The sequence below is a fragment of the Methanomassiliicoccales archaeon genome (assembly GCA_013415695.1).
Taxonomy (GTDB): domain Archaea; phylum Thermoplasmatota; class Thermoplasmata; order Methanomassiliicoccales; family JAAEEP01; genus JAAEEP01.
On the sequence record JAAEEP010000001.1, the window covers coordinates 47581 to 65767 of the forward strand.

The window sequence follows — 18187 nt, forward strand, 5'->3', positions numbered from 1 at the left end:
TCGATATGAGGGCAGTGGTTGTAGGCTCCGGCGCTGGAGGCGCTACGGCCGCCAGTGAACTAGCCAAAAATGGCATTGAGGTCGTTCTGCTAGAGGCAGGGAAACCATTCAAGCCCTTCACCAGAAAGGTCGGATGGTTCGACTCCATTAGGAGGGCGGGTCTTCTGGGCGGGGAGAGGTCATTTTCTAAATTGTTCCGATCTATGAACACCCAGAGGACCGAGAATGATATCCTCCTAGTCAGGGGGGTCACGCTGGGGGGATGCACCACCCTGTCGTGCGGCTGCATGGCAAGGGCAGAGAGGGGGCTGAAGGAGATCGGCCTGGACCTGACCCCAGAGTTCGAAGAGCTGGAATCAACGATGAATGTTACCACAATTCCTAGGGAGAGATGGAGTCCTGTCACTGGAGCGATGTACGATTCAGCAATGGACATGGGATTGGAACCGAACCTCACCCCGAAGGTGGTTGACCTGGGTAAGTGCGTGGCATGTGGGCTCTGCGAGATAGGATGTGCCTCGGGTGCTAAGTGGGATTCCCGTCGATTCCTGGAGGACATCGAGTCCAGAGGGGGAAGGATAATGACCGACATGCCCGTGAAGCGGTTGGTGATGGAGAATGAACGGGTCACAGGAGTGGAGGCGGGAAAGGGAAGATCCCAGTCTATTGTGAAGGGGGATGTGATCGTGCTGGCCGCTGGTGGAATAGGCACTGCACAGATCCTGGAGGCCTCCGGAATCCCCACCGAGGATAACCTATGGGTCGACTACGTGCTCACCCTTGGCGGGGTGCTGAAGAACGCCAATCAAATTAAGGAACAACCTATGGCCTGGTATCTTCAGAGGGACCGGTACATCTTGTCTCCTTACATGGACCTACTTTCACATTTCTACTATAAGTTGTGGAGACCGGTGCCCATAAGTGACAGGGTGGGCCTAATGATGAAGTTCGCAGACACCCCGGGAGGAAAGGTGCTCGCCGATGGTACGGTGCTGAAGGAGGTCATTGAGGAGGACAAGCTCATGATGGAAAGTGGAGTGGAGGAAGCCAGGGAAATCATGGAAAAGGCCGGGGTTTCGGGACCTTTCGTGGAAGGTCTTCTCAATGCTGGACACCTGGGAGGTACCGTTCCCCTGAGAAGGGATGATATCGATTTAATGAGACCTGGTCTTCTACCCGATGGGTTATGGATATCCGATCTATCTCTGGTCCCATCATCACAGGGCTTTCCAACAATGCTTACCACGGCGGCGATCTCCCTGAGGGTATCCAGGAAGATCCTGGCTCAGACGCTTCCTCGTTAGATCGGATGATCTCAGCCCAAGAATCTCCTGATACGTGCTGCGTCCAATACGCCCTCAGCGATACCTGATAGACTCCCAGCATTCAGCGAATCGAGGACCTTGCTGGTGATCATGGCGTGCTCATGGTCTACTGAGAATCTGTCCAACAACTCCCTCACTCTTGCTTGGAGATCTTCCGGGAGAATGTGGAGTGTGTTTGGATTGGCATAGCGCAACGCGTCCCCCAGGTCCTCATCGAAATGTACCCATGTATCATGAAGGAAATCCATGTCCTGTTGATTCAAAGCGTTGAGACCGAGTATTTCGGGAGGAATCCCTATGGAATAGAGGGCTGCGGTGAAGCGGATAGCTCTGGGAAGGGAGATTCCTCCGACGCTTCGGGAGTAACCGAATAGTCCGATGTGGAGCTTTCTTTTTCTCCGGCTTGGAATGAACTTGGCTACTTCATTGATAATGGGTGCCAACTGGATAATCTGCCTCTTGTACTCTTCTGAATACCTTTCTATGATGTTCAAACTTCTCTCTTCATCGATATCTGGCATTGGTCTTGTCCGGTGGTCAAGTATCTTGTCCACCGAACGCCGCACTTCTTCATGAGGATTGTCGTACTTGAATGCGGACTGCACGGTGAAGGTGTGGACGTAGGCGTACTCCTCCATGAGCCTGTCAACGGTCGAAGGGCGGAAGTTGCCTCTGAAAGGCGCCGACCCTATACCGATTATCGGAAGAATCTCTATTCCGGTCTCAAGGGACATCCTCTCCAGGCGCTTCAATGATATCCAATTCAGGAGAACGGCGCTGACCAGACCGTAATTCAGAGCCGGATCCGATCTTGCCAGGAACACGCGCTGATAATCGACATCCTTATCCTCCAGATATTTACGGGTGATCTCATGGGCGTTGAGCATGTTCTTCATGTCCTCGAAGAGCGGTATGACATTGATCTCCCCAGGACCGAATTTGCCTATCCACTCTGCGATAGTCATGCCACTGGGTTCGAATGATTTTGACTGCTTTCCTACCACGAAGTCGCGATAGTACTTGTAAACCCTGTCAATGCTCGGGGCAGAAGAGGCCATGGGCAGGATGACTTCGAATATAGGAGGCTCATCATCACCGTAAAAAGGCCGGGCAGTGTCGAAAGATCTTGGGATGCTCTCCAGTGTTTCAAGGAGGATCTTAGCCTCCCCCTTCTCCACCTCTGGATTTGGCACCCTTAGGGTGATGAAGACTTCCTTTCCGATCCTGTGCTCGGCGAAGAAATGTCCATACTTCGTGAGCAGCTTCTTTACCACGAAGTTGTCAACTTCCTTCCCTTCGCAATCCCACATCTGCTCGTCACAACCCAGATGGGAAAATGCATAGTAGGCTTCCTGGATCTCATCCTCCCCACCCAACTCCTGGCTCTCGGCGAAGAAAGGGGGTGCGACGTTATCCGGATGCTGTGTGCTCATGCATTTTGGAACCTTGCTCGTTTCAATGAACATCTGACCTCTCCTTCAAGATCAATTTTCATGATTCGTGAGATATACTATGAGAAATGATAAAGAAAAGGGTTTCTGAATCTGAACCCATCTCAATAGATTCGGAATTCAGATATTTGACTAGTGTCTGAACACCCTTGAACCGGTGAAGACCATTGCCATGCCGTGCTCGTTGGCGGCCTCTATGACCTCCTCGTCCCTTATGGATCCGCCAGGTTGGATGATGGCTGTGACACCAGCTTTGGCTGCCTCGTCAACTCCATCCCGGAAGGGGAAGAAGGCATCAGAAGCCATTACACTGCCTTTCGCCTCCCCTTTGGACTTGATTCCCGCAATCATGGATGAGTCCACTCGGCTCATCTGGCCCGCACCGATGCCCACCGCCCTCTCATCCTTGCAGAACACGATGGCGTTGGACCAGACGTGCTTGACGACCTTCCAGGCGAACAACATGGCCTTGATCTCTTCTTCAGTCGGCTTCCTATTGGTAACTACCTTCAGATTTTCCGGGGTGAGGTCCACATAGGATTTGGTCTGCATCAGCAGCCCTCCCTTCACACCCTTCATGGCAATGCCCGCAGAAGCCTCCTTGGCAATGGGAGCCATTGTCCGAAGCAAGCGTATGTTCTTCTTCTTGGTAAGTATCTCGAGAGCTTCATCCTCGTAGTTGGGGGCGACGACTGCCTCCACGAAATACTTAGAGATCTCCTTGGCCGTGGCAACATCTATGTCACGGTTGGTGCTGATCACACAACCGAAGGCTGCAACCGGGTCCACAGCGTAGGCGGTGACGAATGCATCGCTGATCTTGTCAGAGCTGGCGACGCCGCACGGATTGGTATGTTTCATGACCACCGCGGTGGGGCGGTCGAACTCCCGGGCGATGTCCATTGCTGCGTCCAAGTCGAGAATGTTGTTGTATGATAGTTCCTTTCCATGCAGTTTCTCCGCCCTGGAAACGCAGGTTCCAGAGCAGAATGGATCGGCATAGAAGGCCGCTTGTTGGTTGGGATTCTCTCCATACCTAAGTTCCTGGACCTTCTCGAAACCCAGTGAAATTGTGGAAGGAAATATCTGATCCGAGAAGTTCCTTTGCAGATACGTGGTTATCATCGCGTCGTAAAAGGCAGTTGTCTGGAACGCCTCCAGGAGCAGAGCCTGATGAGTCTCATTGCTGAGAGCCCCTCCAGATCTCTTCATCTCGTCCAAGATAGCTTCGTATTTTGATGGGTTGGTGACGACAGCCACTGATTGATAGTTCTTGGCGGCTGACCGTATCATGGTCGGCCCTCCGATATCTATGTTCTCGATGATGTCCTCAAAGGTGCTCCCTTCCTTCAGGACTGTCTCCTTGAAAGGGTAGAGGTTGATCACCACCATGTCTATGGTCTTTATATCCATAACAGCCAGAGCCTGCATGTGATCCGGAACATCCCTCCTGGCAAGCAGGCCTGCATGGACCTTCGGGTGCAGAGTCTTGACCCTTCCATCGAGCATCTCCGGAAATCCAGTGACCTCCGAGATTCCAATTGTACCAATCCCGCTCTGGTTGAGGAGCCTTGCTGTTCCCCCCGTGGAGATGATCTCCACTCCAAGCTCGTCCAAACCCTTAGCAAATTCGACTATTCCAAATTTGTCTGACACACTGATCAAGGCACGTTCAATTTTGCCCACAAACTTTCCCCCGAAATATTTGAAGAGGCATACAGATTAGAACAGTATACCGGTGCTATATGGGATAGCTGCAAATAAAGCTAATTGATTTTTTGGACATGGTTTCCATACCAATCCTGCGTCATTCAAGAAGAGAGCTTCGATATTCGGCATTTGTCGTTTACAATCGGTAATCAAGACATCTGGGAAGTGCAACAACCTTTTATTCGAGTTGGTTCCTTTCAGAGTTCAGGGAGATTATGCTTATCGTGAGCGAGAGGATTAACGGGCAGTTCGCCTCGGTGGGCCAGGCCATTGATCGAAGGGATGCGAAGATAATACAGGACCTTGCCCTCAAGCAGGTTGAGTGCGGGGCAAACTACCTCGACATCAACACGGGTCCTGGGAGGGACGATGCACCAGCCTGCATGGAATGGCTGGTGAAGACGGTCCAAGAGGTGGTGGACACACCTCTCTGCCTCGATTCCCCCGGTCCAAAGACAATGGAAGCTGGCCTCAAGGCCTGCGAGGGAAAGCCCATCATGAACAGCACCACTGCTGAAGTGAAGAAGATGGAGAGATTCTTCCCCCTGGCGGTTGAGTACGATGCTGATATTGTCTGTCTTACAATCAGTGAGAAGGGCATACCGAATGATTCTGACTCCAGGACCGAGCTGGCAATGCTGTTGATGACCACCGCAATGGAATATGGAGTGATGCCGGAGAAGATATTCCTCGATCCAGTCATACTACCGGTAGGCGCTGCTCAGGATCAGGGCAAGGTCGTCATCAGATCCATCCAGCAATTCCAGATTCTAAACGACCCCGCCCCCAGGACCATTGTGGGATTAAGCAACATCTCAAATATGGCGAAGGAGAGAAGTCTTCTCAACCGGAGCTTCCTTGCCATGCTTATGGGGACCGGATTGACTGCAGCCATAATGGACCCAGAGGACCGGGAACTGATGAAAATAGTCAAGGCGGGAGAGATCCTGCTGAATGAGAAGCTATACTGCGACGATTTCCTGATGAATCTGAGGGATTGAGATGGTTGAGTGTCCCAATGTGGATATAAATATGGGACAGTGCAACTGCAGCTATCCCTACTGCGACAGAAAGGGAAAGTGCTGCGAGTGCATCAGGTACCACCGCTCTCGCGGGGAGCTACCCGGATGCTACTTTCCGGATGATGTGGAGAGAACCTACGACAGGTCTATTGAGAGGTTCATAGAGTTGAATTCATGATCATTCGAGGATTACAACACGGGTCTGGGAAGCAGTCCCGCCCTTTCCACAATCTCCGGTAGCTTCTTCTCCCAAGCCACGGGCATGATGTGTACGCCGTGTACCCCCTCGATGGTCAGAAGATGATGTATCTGCTCCACACAGATACTTATGCCCTCCTCCTTGGGATCCTCGGCGCCCTTCATCCGATCGATCAGCTGGTCAGGGACGATCATTCCTGAGACTTTATTCTTCATGTAACGGGCAGCTCCCAGGGATTTCAGTGGGACCACTCCGGCCATGATGTGCACCTCTTCATGAAGCCCCCTGGACCTTGCCTCCTTCATATAGCGCTCGAACCGTTCCATATCAAATATGGCTTGAGTCTGTATGAAGTCAGCACCGGCCTTGACCTTCTTTGCGAGCCTGGTCACTCGGAATTCGAAAGGATCGGCAAAGGGATTGGCGGCGGCCCCTAGATACACCCTTGGAGCCTCTTTGATATCGGTATCGCCCCAGACCTTTGATTCATCCCTCATCCTTCTAAGCATCATCAATTGTTGGATTGAGTCCAGATCGTAAACGTTCTTTGATTCCGCCTGATTCCCGAATGTCTGATGATCCCCACTCAAACACAGCAGGTTTCGAACACCCAGTGCCGAAGCGCCCAATAGATCTGATTGCATGGCAATTCTATTGCGATCTCTGCATGTCATCTGCATAATGGGTTCCACACCTTCCTGAAGGCAGATCACGGATGATGCGAGAGAGCTCATTCGAACGATTGCGGTCTGGTTGTCAGTCAGATTAAAGGCATCGGCGAATCCCTTCAGGTGTCGGGCGTGCTCCTGAATGGAAGACGGGTTGCTGGACATGGGGGGGCCTATCTCTCCAGTCACCACGAACTCCCCTTTGTCGAAGAGCCTCTCGATGTTGCTTCCCGCCTTCATTCCAGACCCTCCTTCGCCCGCTTCTCATCTTCCGTAAGTAGAGCGTCCTCCCTCATGATCCGCCTTGGACCGCCGCTGCGACTGGGTATCCAGCTCTTGGGCGGTATGACATCCTCCATTAGCTTCAAACGATCCAGCCTCTTCAGGCTCTGATAAATCTGATCCCAGGCACAGGGTGTATCGGGATCCACCTCGCATCGGCCCTCTTGAGAACCTCCGCAAGGTCCATTCAGAAGGCTCTTGGCACATCTGGCAATGGGGCACACCCCGCCCGTGAGATGCAGGACACAGTCACCACAACCGCCGCATTTCTCGTTCCAGAGACCCTGTTCCTCTGGAGCTCCCATATTCGATGTGTTCAGCCCGGGAACGACCCTGGTATCCGGAAAGAGTTCCTGGACCGTCTGAGCGCCCACACCGCAGGCGAGTGAAAGAACGCAGTCCACTTCAGCAACAAGGGGTGCTATCTCCCTTACCCATTCCTTCTCGCACTGTCTCTCCAGGGTGACCTCGCCCACGGTCCAATTCAGCCCCTCGAGATCGGAGTGGATGCGGAGCGCCTCGCTCAGCACGCCGACTTCTTTCTCCCCTCCTGCCAGACAGATTGCCACGCAGGACCTGCAGCCAGCGACCAGTATTGAGCCATGTCCAGATAGGTTGTCCATTATCTCCTTCAGAGTCTTCTGTTCACCGATTATCATTGATCTCACCTTTCAGAGGGTTTGGTCCTAGTTCATTCACGCGTGCCGTCATCTCCTCCACGATGCGGGGGAATCGCCATCCTTGGTTTGAGGCGATGTTGAACATCTCAACCCTTCGTCCTTCAAGACCAAGAGCATCAAGAATATCCTTTGCCTGCTTCACCCGCTTGCGAGCCTCGTGGTTGCCGTTCACGAAGTTGCAGTTTCCCTCGAGGCATCCTGCCACGAAAACCGCGTCGGCTCCCTGTCTGAATGCTCTCAATATGTGCAGGACGTCGATCCTGCCTGAGCAGGGCAACCTTATGATCATCACTTGCGGCGAATAGCTTCTCCCTTGTCTTCCTGCTAGATCGGCCGAGGCATAGCCACAGTAGGAGCAGCAGAAGCCGACTATCCTGGCTTCTATCACCTTATCGCCCCCCCAGCCAGCACCTTTGTCTGGGAGGATAGTTGATCATCGGTGAAGCAGAAGAGCTGAATGGCCTTGCTGGGGCAAATGGCTACGCAGATTCCGCATCCTTGGCACTTGGGAACATCCACCTCTGCCTTGCCCGATTCGCCAATGAACGGGGCCGTATAAGGGCAGCTCCTGACGCAAGTAAGGCAGGCTGAGCATTTCTCTGGATCGATATCTGCTACTTCCCCCCCTCTCTGGATCCAATTGGACAACATGGCCACCGCACGGGACGCGGCGCTCCTGGCTTCAAGAACAACCTCCGATGGGAGCTTGTTGGAGATGCCCGAGCCACAAAGGAAGACCCCTTCCCTTATGCTGGCAGCCGGCTTCAGCTTGACCTGGGTGGGGATGAAGAACCCCTCTTGGTCAACGGGAGTACCGAACACCTTGGCTATCCTCGGAGTGGCCAATGGCCGGGTCACGGTATTGACGACTACCACATCCGCCTCCAGCGAGATTTTATCACCAAGATGCATGTCGTACACGGTGACCTTGCCAGGTCTATCTGGATCTACAAGTGGTTGATCATCTGTCCTGACGAACCTTACCCCCGCGGCCTGAGCTTTGATATAATCCAATTCCAAGAATCCAAAGGCAAGGATATCCCTTGCGATGATGGTGATCTCCGCTTCTGGCATGGCTTCCTTGATCTTTAAGGCGTTCTGGATGGCCTCTTTGTGAGTTATCCTTCCGGAGCTGGGTTTCTTGCCCTCATCCAAGGTGATCATTATGGTTCTCTCCGGGATGACACCTCGGTCCAAGAAGGTCTCTAGATCCCCCTGTGTGATCAATACATACCCGTTGACGATCGATGGAGGCTCCTCGTTGGCCTCCCACGCAATTATCGCCGCACCAAAGGAGATCTCCTCCATACCCTCAGGAGATCTGATTAGGGCACGGAATTCGCCAGGACTGCCCTGAAAAGCCTCTACTGATGCCTGAGGGTGAATGTTAACTAGTTGGCTTTCAAGGATCTTGTTCCTCATATCCTCCAGGCGGAATGGGTTGATCCCGTGGTAATTGAATGTGAGCCTCTCTGGTGGAAAGGGTGAGATGAAATGGATCCTGATACCCTCAGATATCAATTCGTCCGTCGCGACTATCGCGGACATGCCGTTTCCATACACCAATATCTCTTTACTCGGCGCCTTGATCCTCTCGTAAGGCGCTGGCACAAGGAGCGAACACTTGGCCACCGCTGCCTCGACCAGTTTGGCGGCTTTTTCTGTGGCCTCATCGTATCCATGTACCAAAGAGCATTGCTCCCTGATGTTGGCAATCTCCACCATATAGGGATTTATCCCCGCCCCCATGGCGATCGCCCTGAAGTGGTCCTCGACGACCTTGGGGCTGCAACCCGCGATGACGAACCTGTCAAGGTCCGCCTCGATGATCGTTCTTGAAATCGATTCATGACCTTCCCTTGAACACGAGAATTTCAGCGTCTGGCATTTTTCCACGGATGCAAGGCTGGATGTTCTTTTCTCGATCGATTCGATATCCAGCCTTCCTTGTATGGATCCTCCGCAGTGGCAGAGGAACACTCCCATCCTCCCTGTGGGCTCCTTCTCCTTCTTGGAGCGAGCCGATCTTGTCCTGGCCGATCTCCCGCTGCTAGACAATGTCACCAGCTCAAGGCTCGAATTGGAGGTCATTTCAATCCCTCCAGGAAGCTTGCCGCTTCCCCAGCGGCGGCCGTCCCCTCCATAGCGCTTTCCTCGATGTCCTTGGGTCCAGTGCAGCATCCTGAAGCGAAGATACCTAGCCTTGAGGTGAGGGATGGCCTCTCGCTGGAAGTCCAAAGGAAACCCGTGGGGGTTATGTCCAGGCCTAGCAATCCCGCCATTCTGTCAAGGCCATATGGAGGCCTTATGCCGATCGAGAGTATCACCAGGTCGAACTCCTCCTCTATCATATTCTCCGAGGGAAAAACGTACCTCACCTGGGGCTTGGCAGAATCTGATGAAATGATCTCTGCAGGCCTGGCCCTTACGACCCTCACCTTTTCGTCAATGGCCTCCCATGCAAAAATATCGTCCTCAACCAGCTCATAGGGCCGCCAGTCCATGATGAAGAAGGTGATCTCAGCCTGAGGATCGATCTCCCGGAGATTGGCGGCAATTCCTCTACTGTACTTGCAGCAGACCTTGGAGCAGTATTCAGCACCCAACCTCTGATCCCTGGAACCAACGCACTGGATGAAAGCCACTGTCCTCGGATTCTCACCATCAGCTGAAGGCAGCTTCCCCTCGAGGTTCATAAGCCTCTCCGCATCGAGGGATGTGATCACACCCGGCAGTTCGTCATATCTGTAGCGGGGTTCAAGGATTGGATCGAACGGTTCAAATCCCGTTGCAACAATAATTGTGCCCACTTCCATTCGTTTGGTCGATGGTTTCATACTGAGGTCGACTGCCCCATTTGAACAGGCGTCGAAGCATGCTGAGCAATCCTGATCGTTAAGACTCAGACAACGAGTGGGATCTATCATGTAGGTAAGCGGTACGCCCATGTCAGGGGGGCGTATCGCACTGCCATCCACCGGACAGCTTCCTATGCAGGCTCCGCAAGCGGTGCATTTGGCCTCGTCGATATATCTTGGCCTTCTATCGATGGTCACCCTGAACCGCCCTGGTTCGCCCGAGACATTCTTCAGGGTGGAATTTGGAAAAATCCTTATCCTCTGAGATTTGCCGACATTGTAGAGACTGTCAGTAACGAGGCAAACATCGCATCGGACGCATTTGTCGACGCCCTTGCAGGCCAGTTCTCTAGCCCTTCCACCAATTGCACCTTCACTATCGATGATGTTAACGAATATTCCTCTATCAGCAAGGCTTAGGGCTGCAGAAATGCCCGCAATCCCCGCTCCAATTACCAGAGCCTGTCTCAGTAGTAGTCTCCCCCCTCTTCCCGTCCATTGCCGCCTTAGAGTTCCCTGAGAGGTTAGAGATTGACAGGCGGTCAGGCGGGATACCTCAGGAGTATTAAATTCAATATCCAGCTCAGTATACAAATAGCTTATGAGAATCCAGGTCCGATATTTTGACTTCTTGTCTCAAGTGAAGCCGTTAATGGTTTAATGTCCTTTGTCCATGAATGGTTCAATGACCTATGTCGCCTTCACCGTGGATGTCGACCGGGATGCCAACATACCCTTACAAGGTAAGTTTGGGGGCGTCTCGAGACCGATCGGGGGAGATCACACCCCCAGGTTCTCGTCGTCAGCACGAGGTCTTGAACTCCTTGTCGATCTGTTGGACGAGATAGGGGTACGAGGGACGTTCTTCCTTGAGGCGAAGGCGGCATCCGAGATCTCCAAGGAGTTATCAATCAGGGATCTGCTGGCCAAACACGAGATTGCCTGCCATGGATTCGAGCATGAGGATCTTACGGGGAAGGATACGGGAATACCACTATCCAAGGATGATATCTATTTCATTTTGGAGAACGCGAACGACACCTTGGAGCAACTGACCGGTAGGAAGCCCATTGGGTTCAGAGCCCCATACCTGAATGTGGGTGAGGATGTCCTTGATGTGGTTCATGAGGTCGGATTCGAATACGACTCCTCCCTCACCAAGGATCTCTCGGATCATCCGGTCTCGCCTTGGCTTCTACCTAACGAACTGATTGAGGTGCCACTTGCCATCGGCAAGGATGTGCAAGGGAAGCGCATCTACTCATACCTCTGGGCCATGCACGAGGAAAAGAGGGTTCCGGGCGACTATATACGAATGATGGAGAGAGCTGGAGGAGGTTTTCTTGTCCTGGCAACCCACTCCTGGCATCTGGTGGAGACCTTCTTGAGAGGAAAGTTGGACTCCGAGCAGGTGAAGAGAGCCCTTGTTTCAGTCCGATCCGTGCTGGAAGGGGCTTTGGACCTAGAGTTGGAGTTCCTTTCGATTGAGGATTTCCTGATACGGCATATGGGGAGGGATTGATTTGACCGCCAAGAGAGGACTGACACCTATAAGTTACGGGACAGCTCTGAAAAAAGCGTGGGATAACATATGCCATCGCGATCCTTCCTTGATCTCGGAGATGGCGGATGCACCTCTTATCAAAGAAGACATTATCGTCCCTTTCCTCGGCAATAATTATCTCGTAAACTTGAAGAAAAGGAGAATAAACAGGGAGGGGAAACCGGTTCCACCATTCATCGCCGTGCTCATTCTGCACTATCTGGTAAGTTGTGGACCACAGACGCCTTCCGGGGAGTTCCTCACATTCAGGGAGATCCCCGGAGGTGAATTGTACTACCCAGCCTTCAAGAAAAGGGCAATCGATAGGATAACCGAGACATTCGGCAGCGAACCCCAAGAATTGTTGAAGGCCGGTGTGATCCTGGATGCCAGAAGACTGAGAATGGGGGATGCCTCCATTGAGGTTCGCGCCTTCCCAAAGATCTCGATCGCCATCGTGGTCTGGGAAGGTGATGAGGAGGTGTCATCCTCCGCCAACATTCTGTTCGACTCGATCGCTCTGGACATTCTACCTATGGAGGACCTGTCAGTGGTGGGAAATCTGGTCGCATCAATACTAGTGAAACAAATAGAAAGGGGTGAGACCCCTCCTGATGAGAGACCTGAGGTCCAGGGGAGGGGTTGAAAGATGGCCCCTGTGGGGAAGATGTTTAGAAGAGCCCCGTTATGTTGCCATTCTCATCGATGTCGATGTTCATGAAGGCGGGCTTTGTAGCTAGTCCAGGCATTGTGCTCATCTTGCCCAGCAAGGGATAGATGAATCCCGCTCCCACACTGGCCCGCACCTCTCTTATGGGCACGGTGAATCCCTTGGGCACTCCCTTCAGGTCAGGGTCATGACTTAGGCTTAGATGGGTCTTGGCCATGCACATGGGAAGTTTCCCGAACCCTGCCTTCTCGTAGGCGGAAATCTGCTTCTCGGCGAGCGGTTCGTAAGTCACCCCATCCGCCCCGTAGATCTCCGTGACTATGGTCTCTATCTTCTCCTTGATGGACAGATCCAATGGATACAGGAATTCGAAGTTGGAGGGCTTCTCGCACGCTTCGACCACTTTCTCCGCAAGGGCTCTAGCGCCCTTCCCCCCATCGGCCCAATGGGAGCTCTTAACAGCGTCCTCAGCCCCTTGTGATTGGGCGTATTTCCTGACCAGTTCCAGTTCTGCGTCGGTATCCGTCGCGAAGGCGTTGACTGCCACGACCACGGGAACGCCGAACTTCAGCGCATTGCGAATGTGGACTCCAAGGTTGCCCAGTCCCTTCTCCAGGAGATCCAGGTCCTCCTCGATATAGGCCTTGTCCAGGGGCATTCCTGGTTTGACCTGTGGACCGCCTCCGTGCATCTTCAATGCCCTCACGGTCGCAACCAGAACCACGCAGTTGGGAATGAGTCCAGAGTAGCGACACTTGATGTCAAAGAACTTCTCCATGCCGATGTCAGCACCGAACCCGCTCTCGGTGACGACGTAGTCACCCATCTTAAGCGCGATCTGGTCGGCAACGATGCTGCTGTTTCCATGTGCAATATTTGCGAATGGTCCAGCGTGAACGAAGGCTGGCTGTCCCTCCAGTGTCTGCATGAGGTTGGGCTTTATTGCATCTCTCAGTAGAACGGTCACCGCTCCGGCAACACCGATCCTCTCCAAGTTCACTGGATTGCCCTGCTTGTCCATTCCGATGACCACCCTGCCGATGCGCTGCCTCATGTCCTGAAGGCCAGTGGTAAGGGCTAGGATGGCCATTAGCTCACTGGCCACGGAGATGTCGAATCCGGTCTTCCTTGGGAAGACAGGGCTTGGCGAGCCGTCCTTGAGCTTGTCATCATTGAAGCCGACCTTGATCTCCCTTAGGCTTCGATCACAGACATCGACCACCCTGTTCCAAGTGATGGTGTCGACATCGATGTCTATGCGGTCCAATCCCCTCTTCTTGAGCTGCTCATCGGTCTGCCGGCTCTCATGAAAGAGTCGGGTGTCGATTGCAGCTGCAACAAGATTATGAGCCACGGTAATGGCGTGTATGTCGCCGGTCAGGTGGAGATTGAAGTCCTCCATTGATATTACCTGGCTGTATCCTCCTCCAGCGGCGCCTCCTTTGATATTGAAGGTTGGACCCATGCTGGGCTGCCTTATGCATAAGATCACATTCTTGCCCAGTTCGCTGCCCATGGCCTGCACCAGCCCGCAGGCTGTGGTGGTCTTCCCTTCGCCGAGCGGCGTGGGGGTGATCGCCGTAACGTCAATGTACTTGCCTTGAGGCCTGTCAGAGAATTTCTTCAGGACCTCCAGGGGCACCTTGGCCTTGTACCTCCCATAGTACTCCAGATCGTCCTCGGTCAGTCCTATCTTCTCAGCAATCTCAATTATTGGTCTAAGGTCCGCCTCTTGGGCTATCTCGAGATCCGATTTCATTGAAACCCCTTACCTGTTTGGACTCGACGAAAATGGACCTGCCAACCGGCCCGAGAGAATTGGTACCGGCTTTGGCCGCATCTTCAAATGGAATAACCTTTTCGTCCGTCCCTTGAGGGTGTTTAGAATACCCCGACCTATAAAATCATTATGCAATACAAATGCCACTCTGAATGCTGGAAAAAACGAAAAACATCCTCACAGCATCGAAGTCATTATTCTTAGTTACGAACCCTATCGATTTCCGCTTTAAATGGGTGAGAATACACCGATATCGGCAAAGGGTTAATAAAGGCGTGTTAATTATTGGCAATCTGGTGAATTGATGGTTGCGGAAATCATCAGTGGAAAGGATGTTTCCAGTGAGATCAAAGAGGAACTCAAGGGGCGAATAGCCTCTCTCAAGGAAAAAGGAGTCACCCCGGGACTAGTCGTGATCCTGGTAGGTGAGGATCCAGCTTCCCAGGTCTATGTGAGGATGAAGGGAAAGGCCTGTGAGGAGTTGGGCCTGTACTCAGACACCAAGCGGTTCCCGGAGGATCTGCCCGAGGATGAACTTCTAAAGCTCATTGACGAGTTGAACGAGGACCCAAGGGTACATGGAATCCTAGTGCAGCTTCCCCTTCCAAAGCATATCGACGAGAACAAGGTTCTTTTGAGGATCAAACCTGAGAAGGATGTGGACGGTTTCCATCCGGTGAATGTTGGAAAGATGCTCATAGGCGAGCCAGGCTTCCTTCCATGCACGCCCCATGGTGTGCAGGAACTTCTTACGCGAAGCGGGAATGATCCTGAGGGAAAACATGTGGTCATCGTGGGAAGAAGCAACATAGTTGGCAAGCCGGTTGCAGCCATTCTCATGCAGAAGAAGAAGGGAGCCAACGCTACCATCACTGTATGCCACTCCCGGACCAAGGACCTGCCAGCCATGTGCAGGCAGGCTGATATCCTGATTGCGGCCATGGGAGTTCCAAAGTTCATAAAGGAGAATATGGTCAAGGAAGGCGCAGTCGTCATCGATGTCGGCGTGAACCGTGTCGATGACCCTGAGGCAAAGAGGGGTTATCGACTTGTGGGTGACGTGGACTTCGAGCCCGTGGCAGCGAAGGCTTCTGCCATCACTCCTGTTCCAGGGGGTGTCGGTCCAATGACCATCGTGATGCTGATGATGAACACCATCATCTCAGCGGAGAACACTCTATCAGCCTGATATTGAAGGGATTCAGGAAGAGCTCTCGTGAGTGATTAAGGAGTGGTAACTATAACCAATAAACCATGTGATATAGTAGACCTTGCTGGTAAGGCCGGAGTGTACAAGTCGAAGCTAGGTCCAGGTAACTTGCTCCTCAGAGGTTTCATGGCTGGCCTATACATAGCAGTGGGCGGAGCTTTGGCCACGATTTGCTCTACAGGGGTTGCGGATTACCTTGGCCCGGGCATGGCAAAGGTCATCGCCGGTGCTGTCTTCCCCGTAGGGCTTATCGCCATCGTCCTCACTGGAATGGAATTGTTCACGGGTGACGCCATGCTGGTGCCCATGGCGGCCATGATGAAGAAAGTGAGCTGGAAGAAGGTTGGCTACATCTGGGGAATCGTATACGTGGGCAACTTCGTAGGATCCTTGTTCTGGGCCCTTATAATGGTCGTGGGTCCCCTACAAACCGGAACACTGCCCGAGGTGAGCGGGGCTGCGGTTTCCGACAGCGGCTTCGTTCTGAACGCCTTCGGCGTGAATGCGGTGAACATTGCGGCAGCAAAGACGCTCACCTACAAGGCTGCAGGTGGCATCATGGGGATGTCCTCCGTGCTCTTCGCGGCCATAGCCTGTAATCTGCTAGTGAACGTGGCCATATTGCTGGCCTTCTCCGCCAAGAACATGATCGGAAAGTTCTTTGGCATATGGTTTCCCATATTCGCATTCGTCGCCAGCGGATTCGAACACTGCGTCGCCAACATGTACTTCATACCAACTGGCATGATGGCACTGGGCCTTCATCCAGAGTACGTTCCACCTGCAGGTTCCCTGCTGGCCTATTACGGAGGCATCACGATGAGCGATTTCCTGGTGTGGAATCTGATACCAGTTACAATAGGGAACATCATAGGGGGACTGATCTTTGTAGGCGTGATCTACTTCTACTCGTTCAAAGGGGAACTGCCGACAACTTGCCCGGACGATTTACCGGGAGGTCCACCTGCCAACGGGAGCATCTGAATGGCTCAAGTCTCCTACCTTGCGATATTCACGGCGATCTTCTGGATCGCCCTTATCATCCTTATTTTCGCATTGGGAGGAGATCTGGCCTTCGTCCTCATGGCAGGTGGGATGCTGGCCATCCTGATCGCTCTTCCCTTCGGCATGTCGGCCCTGAACCGCTCGACCTTTCGCAAGGCGGCTGAGGAATATGGACCCTCTGCTGTTGATATACCAATCTCATCCATTGGTCAGACATTCAGTGGGAAAGTGGTACGGATAAAGGGAACCGTCAGTGGCATAGGAAGGCTCTGGCTCGCGAAGCCAAGGTACACGATCTCGGATGGCGAGAGGGATATCGAGGCAACCGCCATGTTCATGCCAAAGGCGAGTCTGAGGAAAGGTGACAAGGTGGAGGTCCTGGGAGTGATCAATCAGGGTCTTGTAGGCAAGGGAGAACTCACCATCTCAGTTCTCTCAATTGAAAAGAGCTGAGTGCCCTTAAAGTGGGTTCCAGCGCCACACCTTATATATATTTAATTCCTATTGCGACAATATGCAATACCAAAGGGGACGAAGGAGAGGAGCCCGCTGGATATCCCATATACCTATAGTGAGAGCCTTCGGGCCCCTAGATCAGCCACCAAGAGGAAGCGTTCAGCTCAAGTTCGAGGAGCTTGAGGCTCTTCGATTGGTGGACCTAGAGGGCATGGACCAGGAGCAAGCGGCGGTCACTATGGGCATCTCACGCAAGTCGCTGTGGCTTGATTTGAAGCGGGCTAGAGGTAAAGTGACTGAGGCCTTGGTCACGGGAATGATTATCCAGGTCGAGGGTGGAACTTACATGGTCCGAGGAAATCAAGCCTCAGGGCCAGAGCGAATGAGGATGCCGGGAAGAGTAAGAGGACCTCCAGCAGAGCAGAGATTTCCAGAGCAGAGGTGAGTTATCGCCCTTATATACCAAAGTGATACAGTGATAGGCGACTCTTTCATCCTCATATCTTTCTTCATGGATTGACTTGATCATTGGATCGATCGAACGATTTTCAAAATCCTGGGAGACATTACTCAACTCCTGATTCGTTCAGAAAAGCATTTATGGTGATTGCATAGTTCACCTGTTAGCAATGCTCCGCGAATGCAATACCCATGGCTACTTCAGAGGCGACACCTGCCCAATCTGTGGAGACAAAGGCAAGTTCCTCATGAACGAAGATGAGCTGGAAAGGATAGGGAGGACTATGGCCGGAGCCCTCAGACACTTCCCTGAGAACTTCGGTCTAGAGATGGATGACCAGGGCTTCGTCAATCTGAGAGACTTCGTTCGAGCGCTGCAGAGGCATCAGAGGAGATTCCATTGGGTCAGACCGCACCACATCATAGCGGTGATCGAGACCGACCCCAAGGGAAGATACCAAGTTAGCAACGAATCCATACGGGCAACCTATGGGCACTCGATCGAGCTGGATCTGAGGCTTCCCACGGACAACATCCCAGAGGAGCTTTACTATCCTACCACGCCAGAAGAGGCGGATATCATTCTGGAGACAGGTCTCAAGCCCTCAGACAGGAAGATGGTCCATCTTTCCAAGACCTATGGGGACGCGATGAACGCCGGCCGAGTGAGAACAGATGAACCCATAATATTGACAATCGACGTGGAAAGCGCAATGGCTGATGGTTACACTGTGGGAAGAGCTGGAAGGACCGTCTACCTTGCCAAGGAGATACCCGCCGAGTACCTGAGGAAGGCAGAGGAACCGGAAGAGGAAGAGATCATCTGAGGGATCAATTTCGATCATCCGGGCGATAGGTACTTTAAAACA

18 protein-coding genes are annotated in these 18187 nt (G+C 52.8%); 10 read left to right on the plus strand and 8 right to left on the minus strand.

Features of this window, described 5'->3' with window-relative positions; translation table 11 throughout:
- Nucleotides 1-5: 5 nt before the first annotated feature.
- Entirely contained in the window at nt 6-1304 is a 1299-nt protein-coding gene (locus GKC03_00250; GenBank protein ID NYT10964.1) for a GMC family oxidoreductase, read from the plus strand.
- Between the two features lie 11 nt (nt 1305-1315).
- Here GKC03_00250 and GKC03_00255 read toward each other — a convergent pair whose 3' ends face one another.
- Nucleotides 1316-2791, minus strand: coding sequence for a phosphoenolpyruvate carboxylase (locus GKC03_00255; protein ID NYT10965.1), 1476 nt, complete (start codon nt 2789-2791; stop codon nt 1316-1318).
- A 117-nt stretch (nt 2792-2908) separates the two neighbouring features.
- Nucleotides 2909-4462 (minus strand): bifunctional phosphoribosylaminoimidazolecarboxamide formyltransferase/IMP cyclohydrolase, encoded by a 1554-nt coding sequence (gene purH, locus GKC03_00260; protein NYT10966.1) that lies wholly within the window; start codon nt 4460-4462, stop codon nt 2909-2911.
- Between the two features lie 239 nt (nt 4463-4701).
- On the opposite strand from purH, the gene GKC03_00265 reads away from it, so the two are divergent.
- Nucleotides 4702-5487, plus strand: a complete 786-nt coding sequence (locus GKC03_00265; GenBank protein ID NYT10967.1) for a dihydropteroate synthase — start codon at nt 4702-4704, stop codon at nt 5485-5487.
- Nucleotide 5488: 1 nt separating this feature from the next.
- Nucleotides 5489-5686 (plus strand): hypothetical protein, encoded by a 198-nt coding sequence (locus GKC03_00270; GenBank protein NYT10968.1) that lies wholly within the window; start codon nt 5489-5491, stop codon nt 5684-5686.
- Between the two features lie 11 nt (nt 5687-5697).
- Here the strand turns inward: GKC03_00270 and GKC03_00275 are convergent, their stop codons facing one another.
- Genes GKC03_00275 through GKC03_00295 form a run of 5 tightly spaced genes read right to left on the minus strand, consistent with a single transcriptional unit; the run spans nt 5698 to nt 10789 of the window.
- Nucleotides 5698-6615 (minus strand): methylenetetrahydrofolate reductase, encoded by a 918-nt coding sequence (locus GKC03_00275; GenBank protein NYT10969.1) that lies wholly within the window; start codon nt 6613-6615, stop codon nt 5698-5700.
- Nucleotides 6612-7316 (minus strand): hypothetical protein, encoded by a 705-nt coding sequence (locus tag GKC03_00280; GenBank protein ID NYT10970.1) that lies wholly within the window; start codon nt 7314-7316, stop codon nt 6612-6614. The genes GKC03_00275 and GKC03_00280 overlap by 4 nt, the downstream gene beginning before the upstream one ends.
- A complete protein-coding gene (locus GKC03_00285) occupies nt 7303-7725 on the minus strand; it encodes a hydrogenase iron-sulfur subunit (protein ID NYT10971.1) in 423 nt (140 codons plus the stop codon). Before GKC03_00285 ends, GKC03_00280 begins: the two co-directional genes overlap by 14 nt.
- The gene (locus GKC03_00290) at nt 7722-9428 is read right to left on the minus strand and encodes a CoB--CoM heterodisulfide reductase iron-sulfur subunit A family protein (protein ID NYT10972.1); all 1707 of its coding nucleotides are present in this window, start codon (nt 9426-9428) and stop codon (nt 7722-7724) included. The genes GKC03_00285 and GKC03_00290 overlap by 4 nt, the downstream gene beginning before the upstream one ends.
- A complete protein-coding gene (locus GKC03_00295) occupies nt 9425-10789 on the minus strand; it encodes a CoB--CoM heterodisulfide reductase iron-sulfur subunit A family protein (GenBank protein NYT10973.1) in 1365 nt (454 codons plus the stop codon). The genes GKC03_00290 and GKC03_00295 overlap by 4 nt, the downstream gene beginning before the upstream one ends.
- A 91-nt stretch (nt 10790-10880) precedes the next feature.
- Between GKC03_00295 and GKC03_00300 the strand changes: the two genes are divergently transcribed.
- Nucleotides 10881-11717 carry a polysaccharide deacetylase family protein gene (locus GKC03_00300; GenBank protein ID NYT10974.1) on the plus strand — a complete coding sequence of 279 codons (837 nt, stop codon included), beginning with the start codon at nt 10881-10883 and terminating at the stop codon, nt 11715-11717.
- Nucleotide 11718: 1 nt separating this feature from the next.
- On the plus strand, nt 11719-12384 hold the full coding sequence (locus GKC03_00305) for a DUF3786 domain-containing protein (GenBank protein NYT10975.1): 666 nt from the start codon (nt 11719-11721) through the stop codon (nt 12382-12384).
- 25 nt (nt 12385-12409) lie between these two features.
- Here the strand turns inward: GKC03_00305 and GKC03_00310 are convergent, their stop codons facing one another.
- Nucleotides 12410-14167 (minus strand): formate--tetrahydrofolate ligase, encoded by a 1758-nt coding sequence (locus GKC03_00310; protein ID NYT10976.1) that lies wholly within the window; start codon nt 14165-14167, stop codon nt 12410-12412.
- 325 nt (nt 14168-14492) lie between these two features.
- Here GKC03_00310 and folD point away from each other — a divergent pair, with 325 nt between their 5' ends.
- The 5 genes from folD to GKC03_00335 all read left to right on the plus strand — a co-directional run bounded on the left by folD (nt 14493) and on the right by GKC03_00335 (nt 18145).
- Nucleotides 14493-15377: a bifunctional methylenetetrahydrofolate dehydrogenase/methenyltetrahydrofolate cyclohydrolase FolD gene (gene folD / locus GKC03_00315; GenBank protein ID NYT10977.1), complete on the plus strand. Its 885-nt coding sequence runs from the start codon at nt 14493-14495 to the stop codon at nt 15375-15377.
- Between the two features lie 51 nt (nt 15378-15428).
- Nucleotides 15429-16382 carry a formate/nitrite transporter family protein gene (locus GKC03_00320; GenBank protein NYT10978.1) on the plus strand — a complete coding sequence of 318 codons (954 nt, stop codon included), beginning with the start codon at nt 15429-15431 and terminating at the stop codon, nt 16380-16382.
- A complete protein-coding gene (locus GKC03_00325; GenBank protein NYT10979.1) occupies nt 16383-16856 on the plus strand; it encodes a hypothetical protein in 474 nt (157 codons plus the stop codon).
- A gap of 61 nt (nt 16857-16917) precedes the next feature.
- Nucleotides 16918-17304, plus strand: coding sequence for a DUF134 domain-containing protein (locus GKC03_00330; GenBank protein ID NYT10980.1), 387 nt, complete (start codon nt 16918-16920; stop codon nt 17302-17304).
- Nucleotides 17305-17566: 262 nt separating this feature from the next.
- Nucleotides 17567-18145: an RNA 2'-phosphotransferase gene (locus GKC03_00335; protein NYT10981.1), complete on the plus strand. Its 579-nt coding sequence runs from the start codon at nt 17567-17569 to the stop codon at nt 18143-18145.
- The last annotated feature ends 42 nt before the right edge of the window (nt 18146-18187 follow it).

Excerpts from the sequence above, each read along its gene's own strand:
- GKC03_00300 (NYT10974.1), top strand. The coding sequence starts at position 10,881 with ATGACCTATGTCGCCTTCACCGTGGATGTCGACCGGGATGCCAACATA.
- GKC03_00275 (NYT10969.1), bottom strand. The coding sequence starts at position 6,615 with ATGAAGGCGGGAAGCAACATCGAGAGGCTCTTCGACAAAGGGGAGTTC.
- GKC03_00310 (NYT10976.1), bottom strand. The coding sequence starts at position 14,167 with ATGAAATCGGATCTCGAGATAGCCCAAGAGGCGGACCTTAGACCAATA.
- GKC03_00270 (NYT10968.1), top strand. The coding sequence starts at position 5,489 with ATGGTTGAGTGTCCCAATGTGGATATAAATATGGGACAGTGCAACTGC.
- GKC03_00255 (NYT10965.1), bottom strand. The coding sequence starts at position 2,791 with ATGTTCATTGAAACGAGCAAGGTTCCAAAATGCATGAGCACACAGCAT.
- GKC03_00330 (NYT10980.1), top strand. The coding sequence starts at position 16,918 with ATGCAATACCAAAGGGGACGAAGGAGAGGAGCCCGCTGGATATCCCAT.
- GKC03_00280 (NYT10970.1), bottom strand. The coding sequence starts at position 7,316 with ATGATAATCGGTGAACAGAAGACTCTGAAGGAGATAATGGACAACCTA.
- folD (NYT10977.1), top strand. The coding sequence starts at position 14,493 with ATGGTTGCGGAAATCATCAGTGGAAAGGATGTTTCCAGTGAGATCAAA.
- GKC03_00250 (NYT10964.1), top strand. The coding sequence starts at position 6 with ATGAGGGCAGTGGTTGTAGGCTCCGGCGCTGGAGGCGCTACGGCCGCC.
- GKC03_00265 (NYT10967.1), top strand. The coding sequence starts at position 4,702 with ATGCTTATCGTGAGCGAGAGGATTAACGGGCAGTTCGCCTCGGTGGGC.
- GKC03_00325 (NYT10979.1), top strand. The coding sequence starts at position 16,383 with ATGGCTCAAGTCTCCTACCTTGCGATATTCACGGCGATCTTCTGGATC.
- GKC03_00335 (NYT10981.1), top strand. The coding sequence starts at position 17,567 with ATGAACGAAGATGAGCTGGAAAGGATAGGGAGGACTATGGCCGGAGCC.
- GKC03_00290 (NYT10972.1), bottom strand. The coding sequence starts at position 9,428 with ATGACCTCCAATTCGAGCCTTGAGCTGGTGACATTGTCTAGCAGCGGG.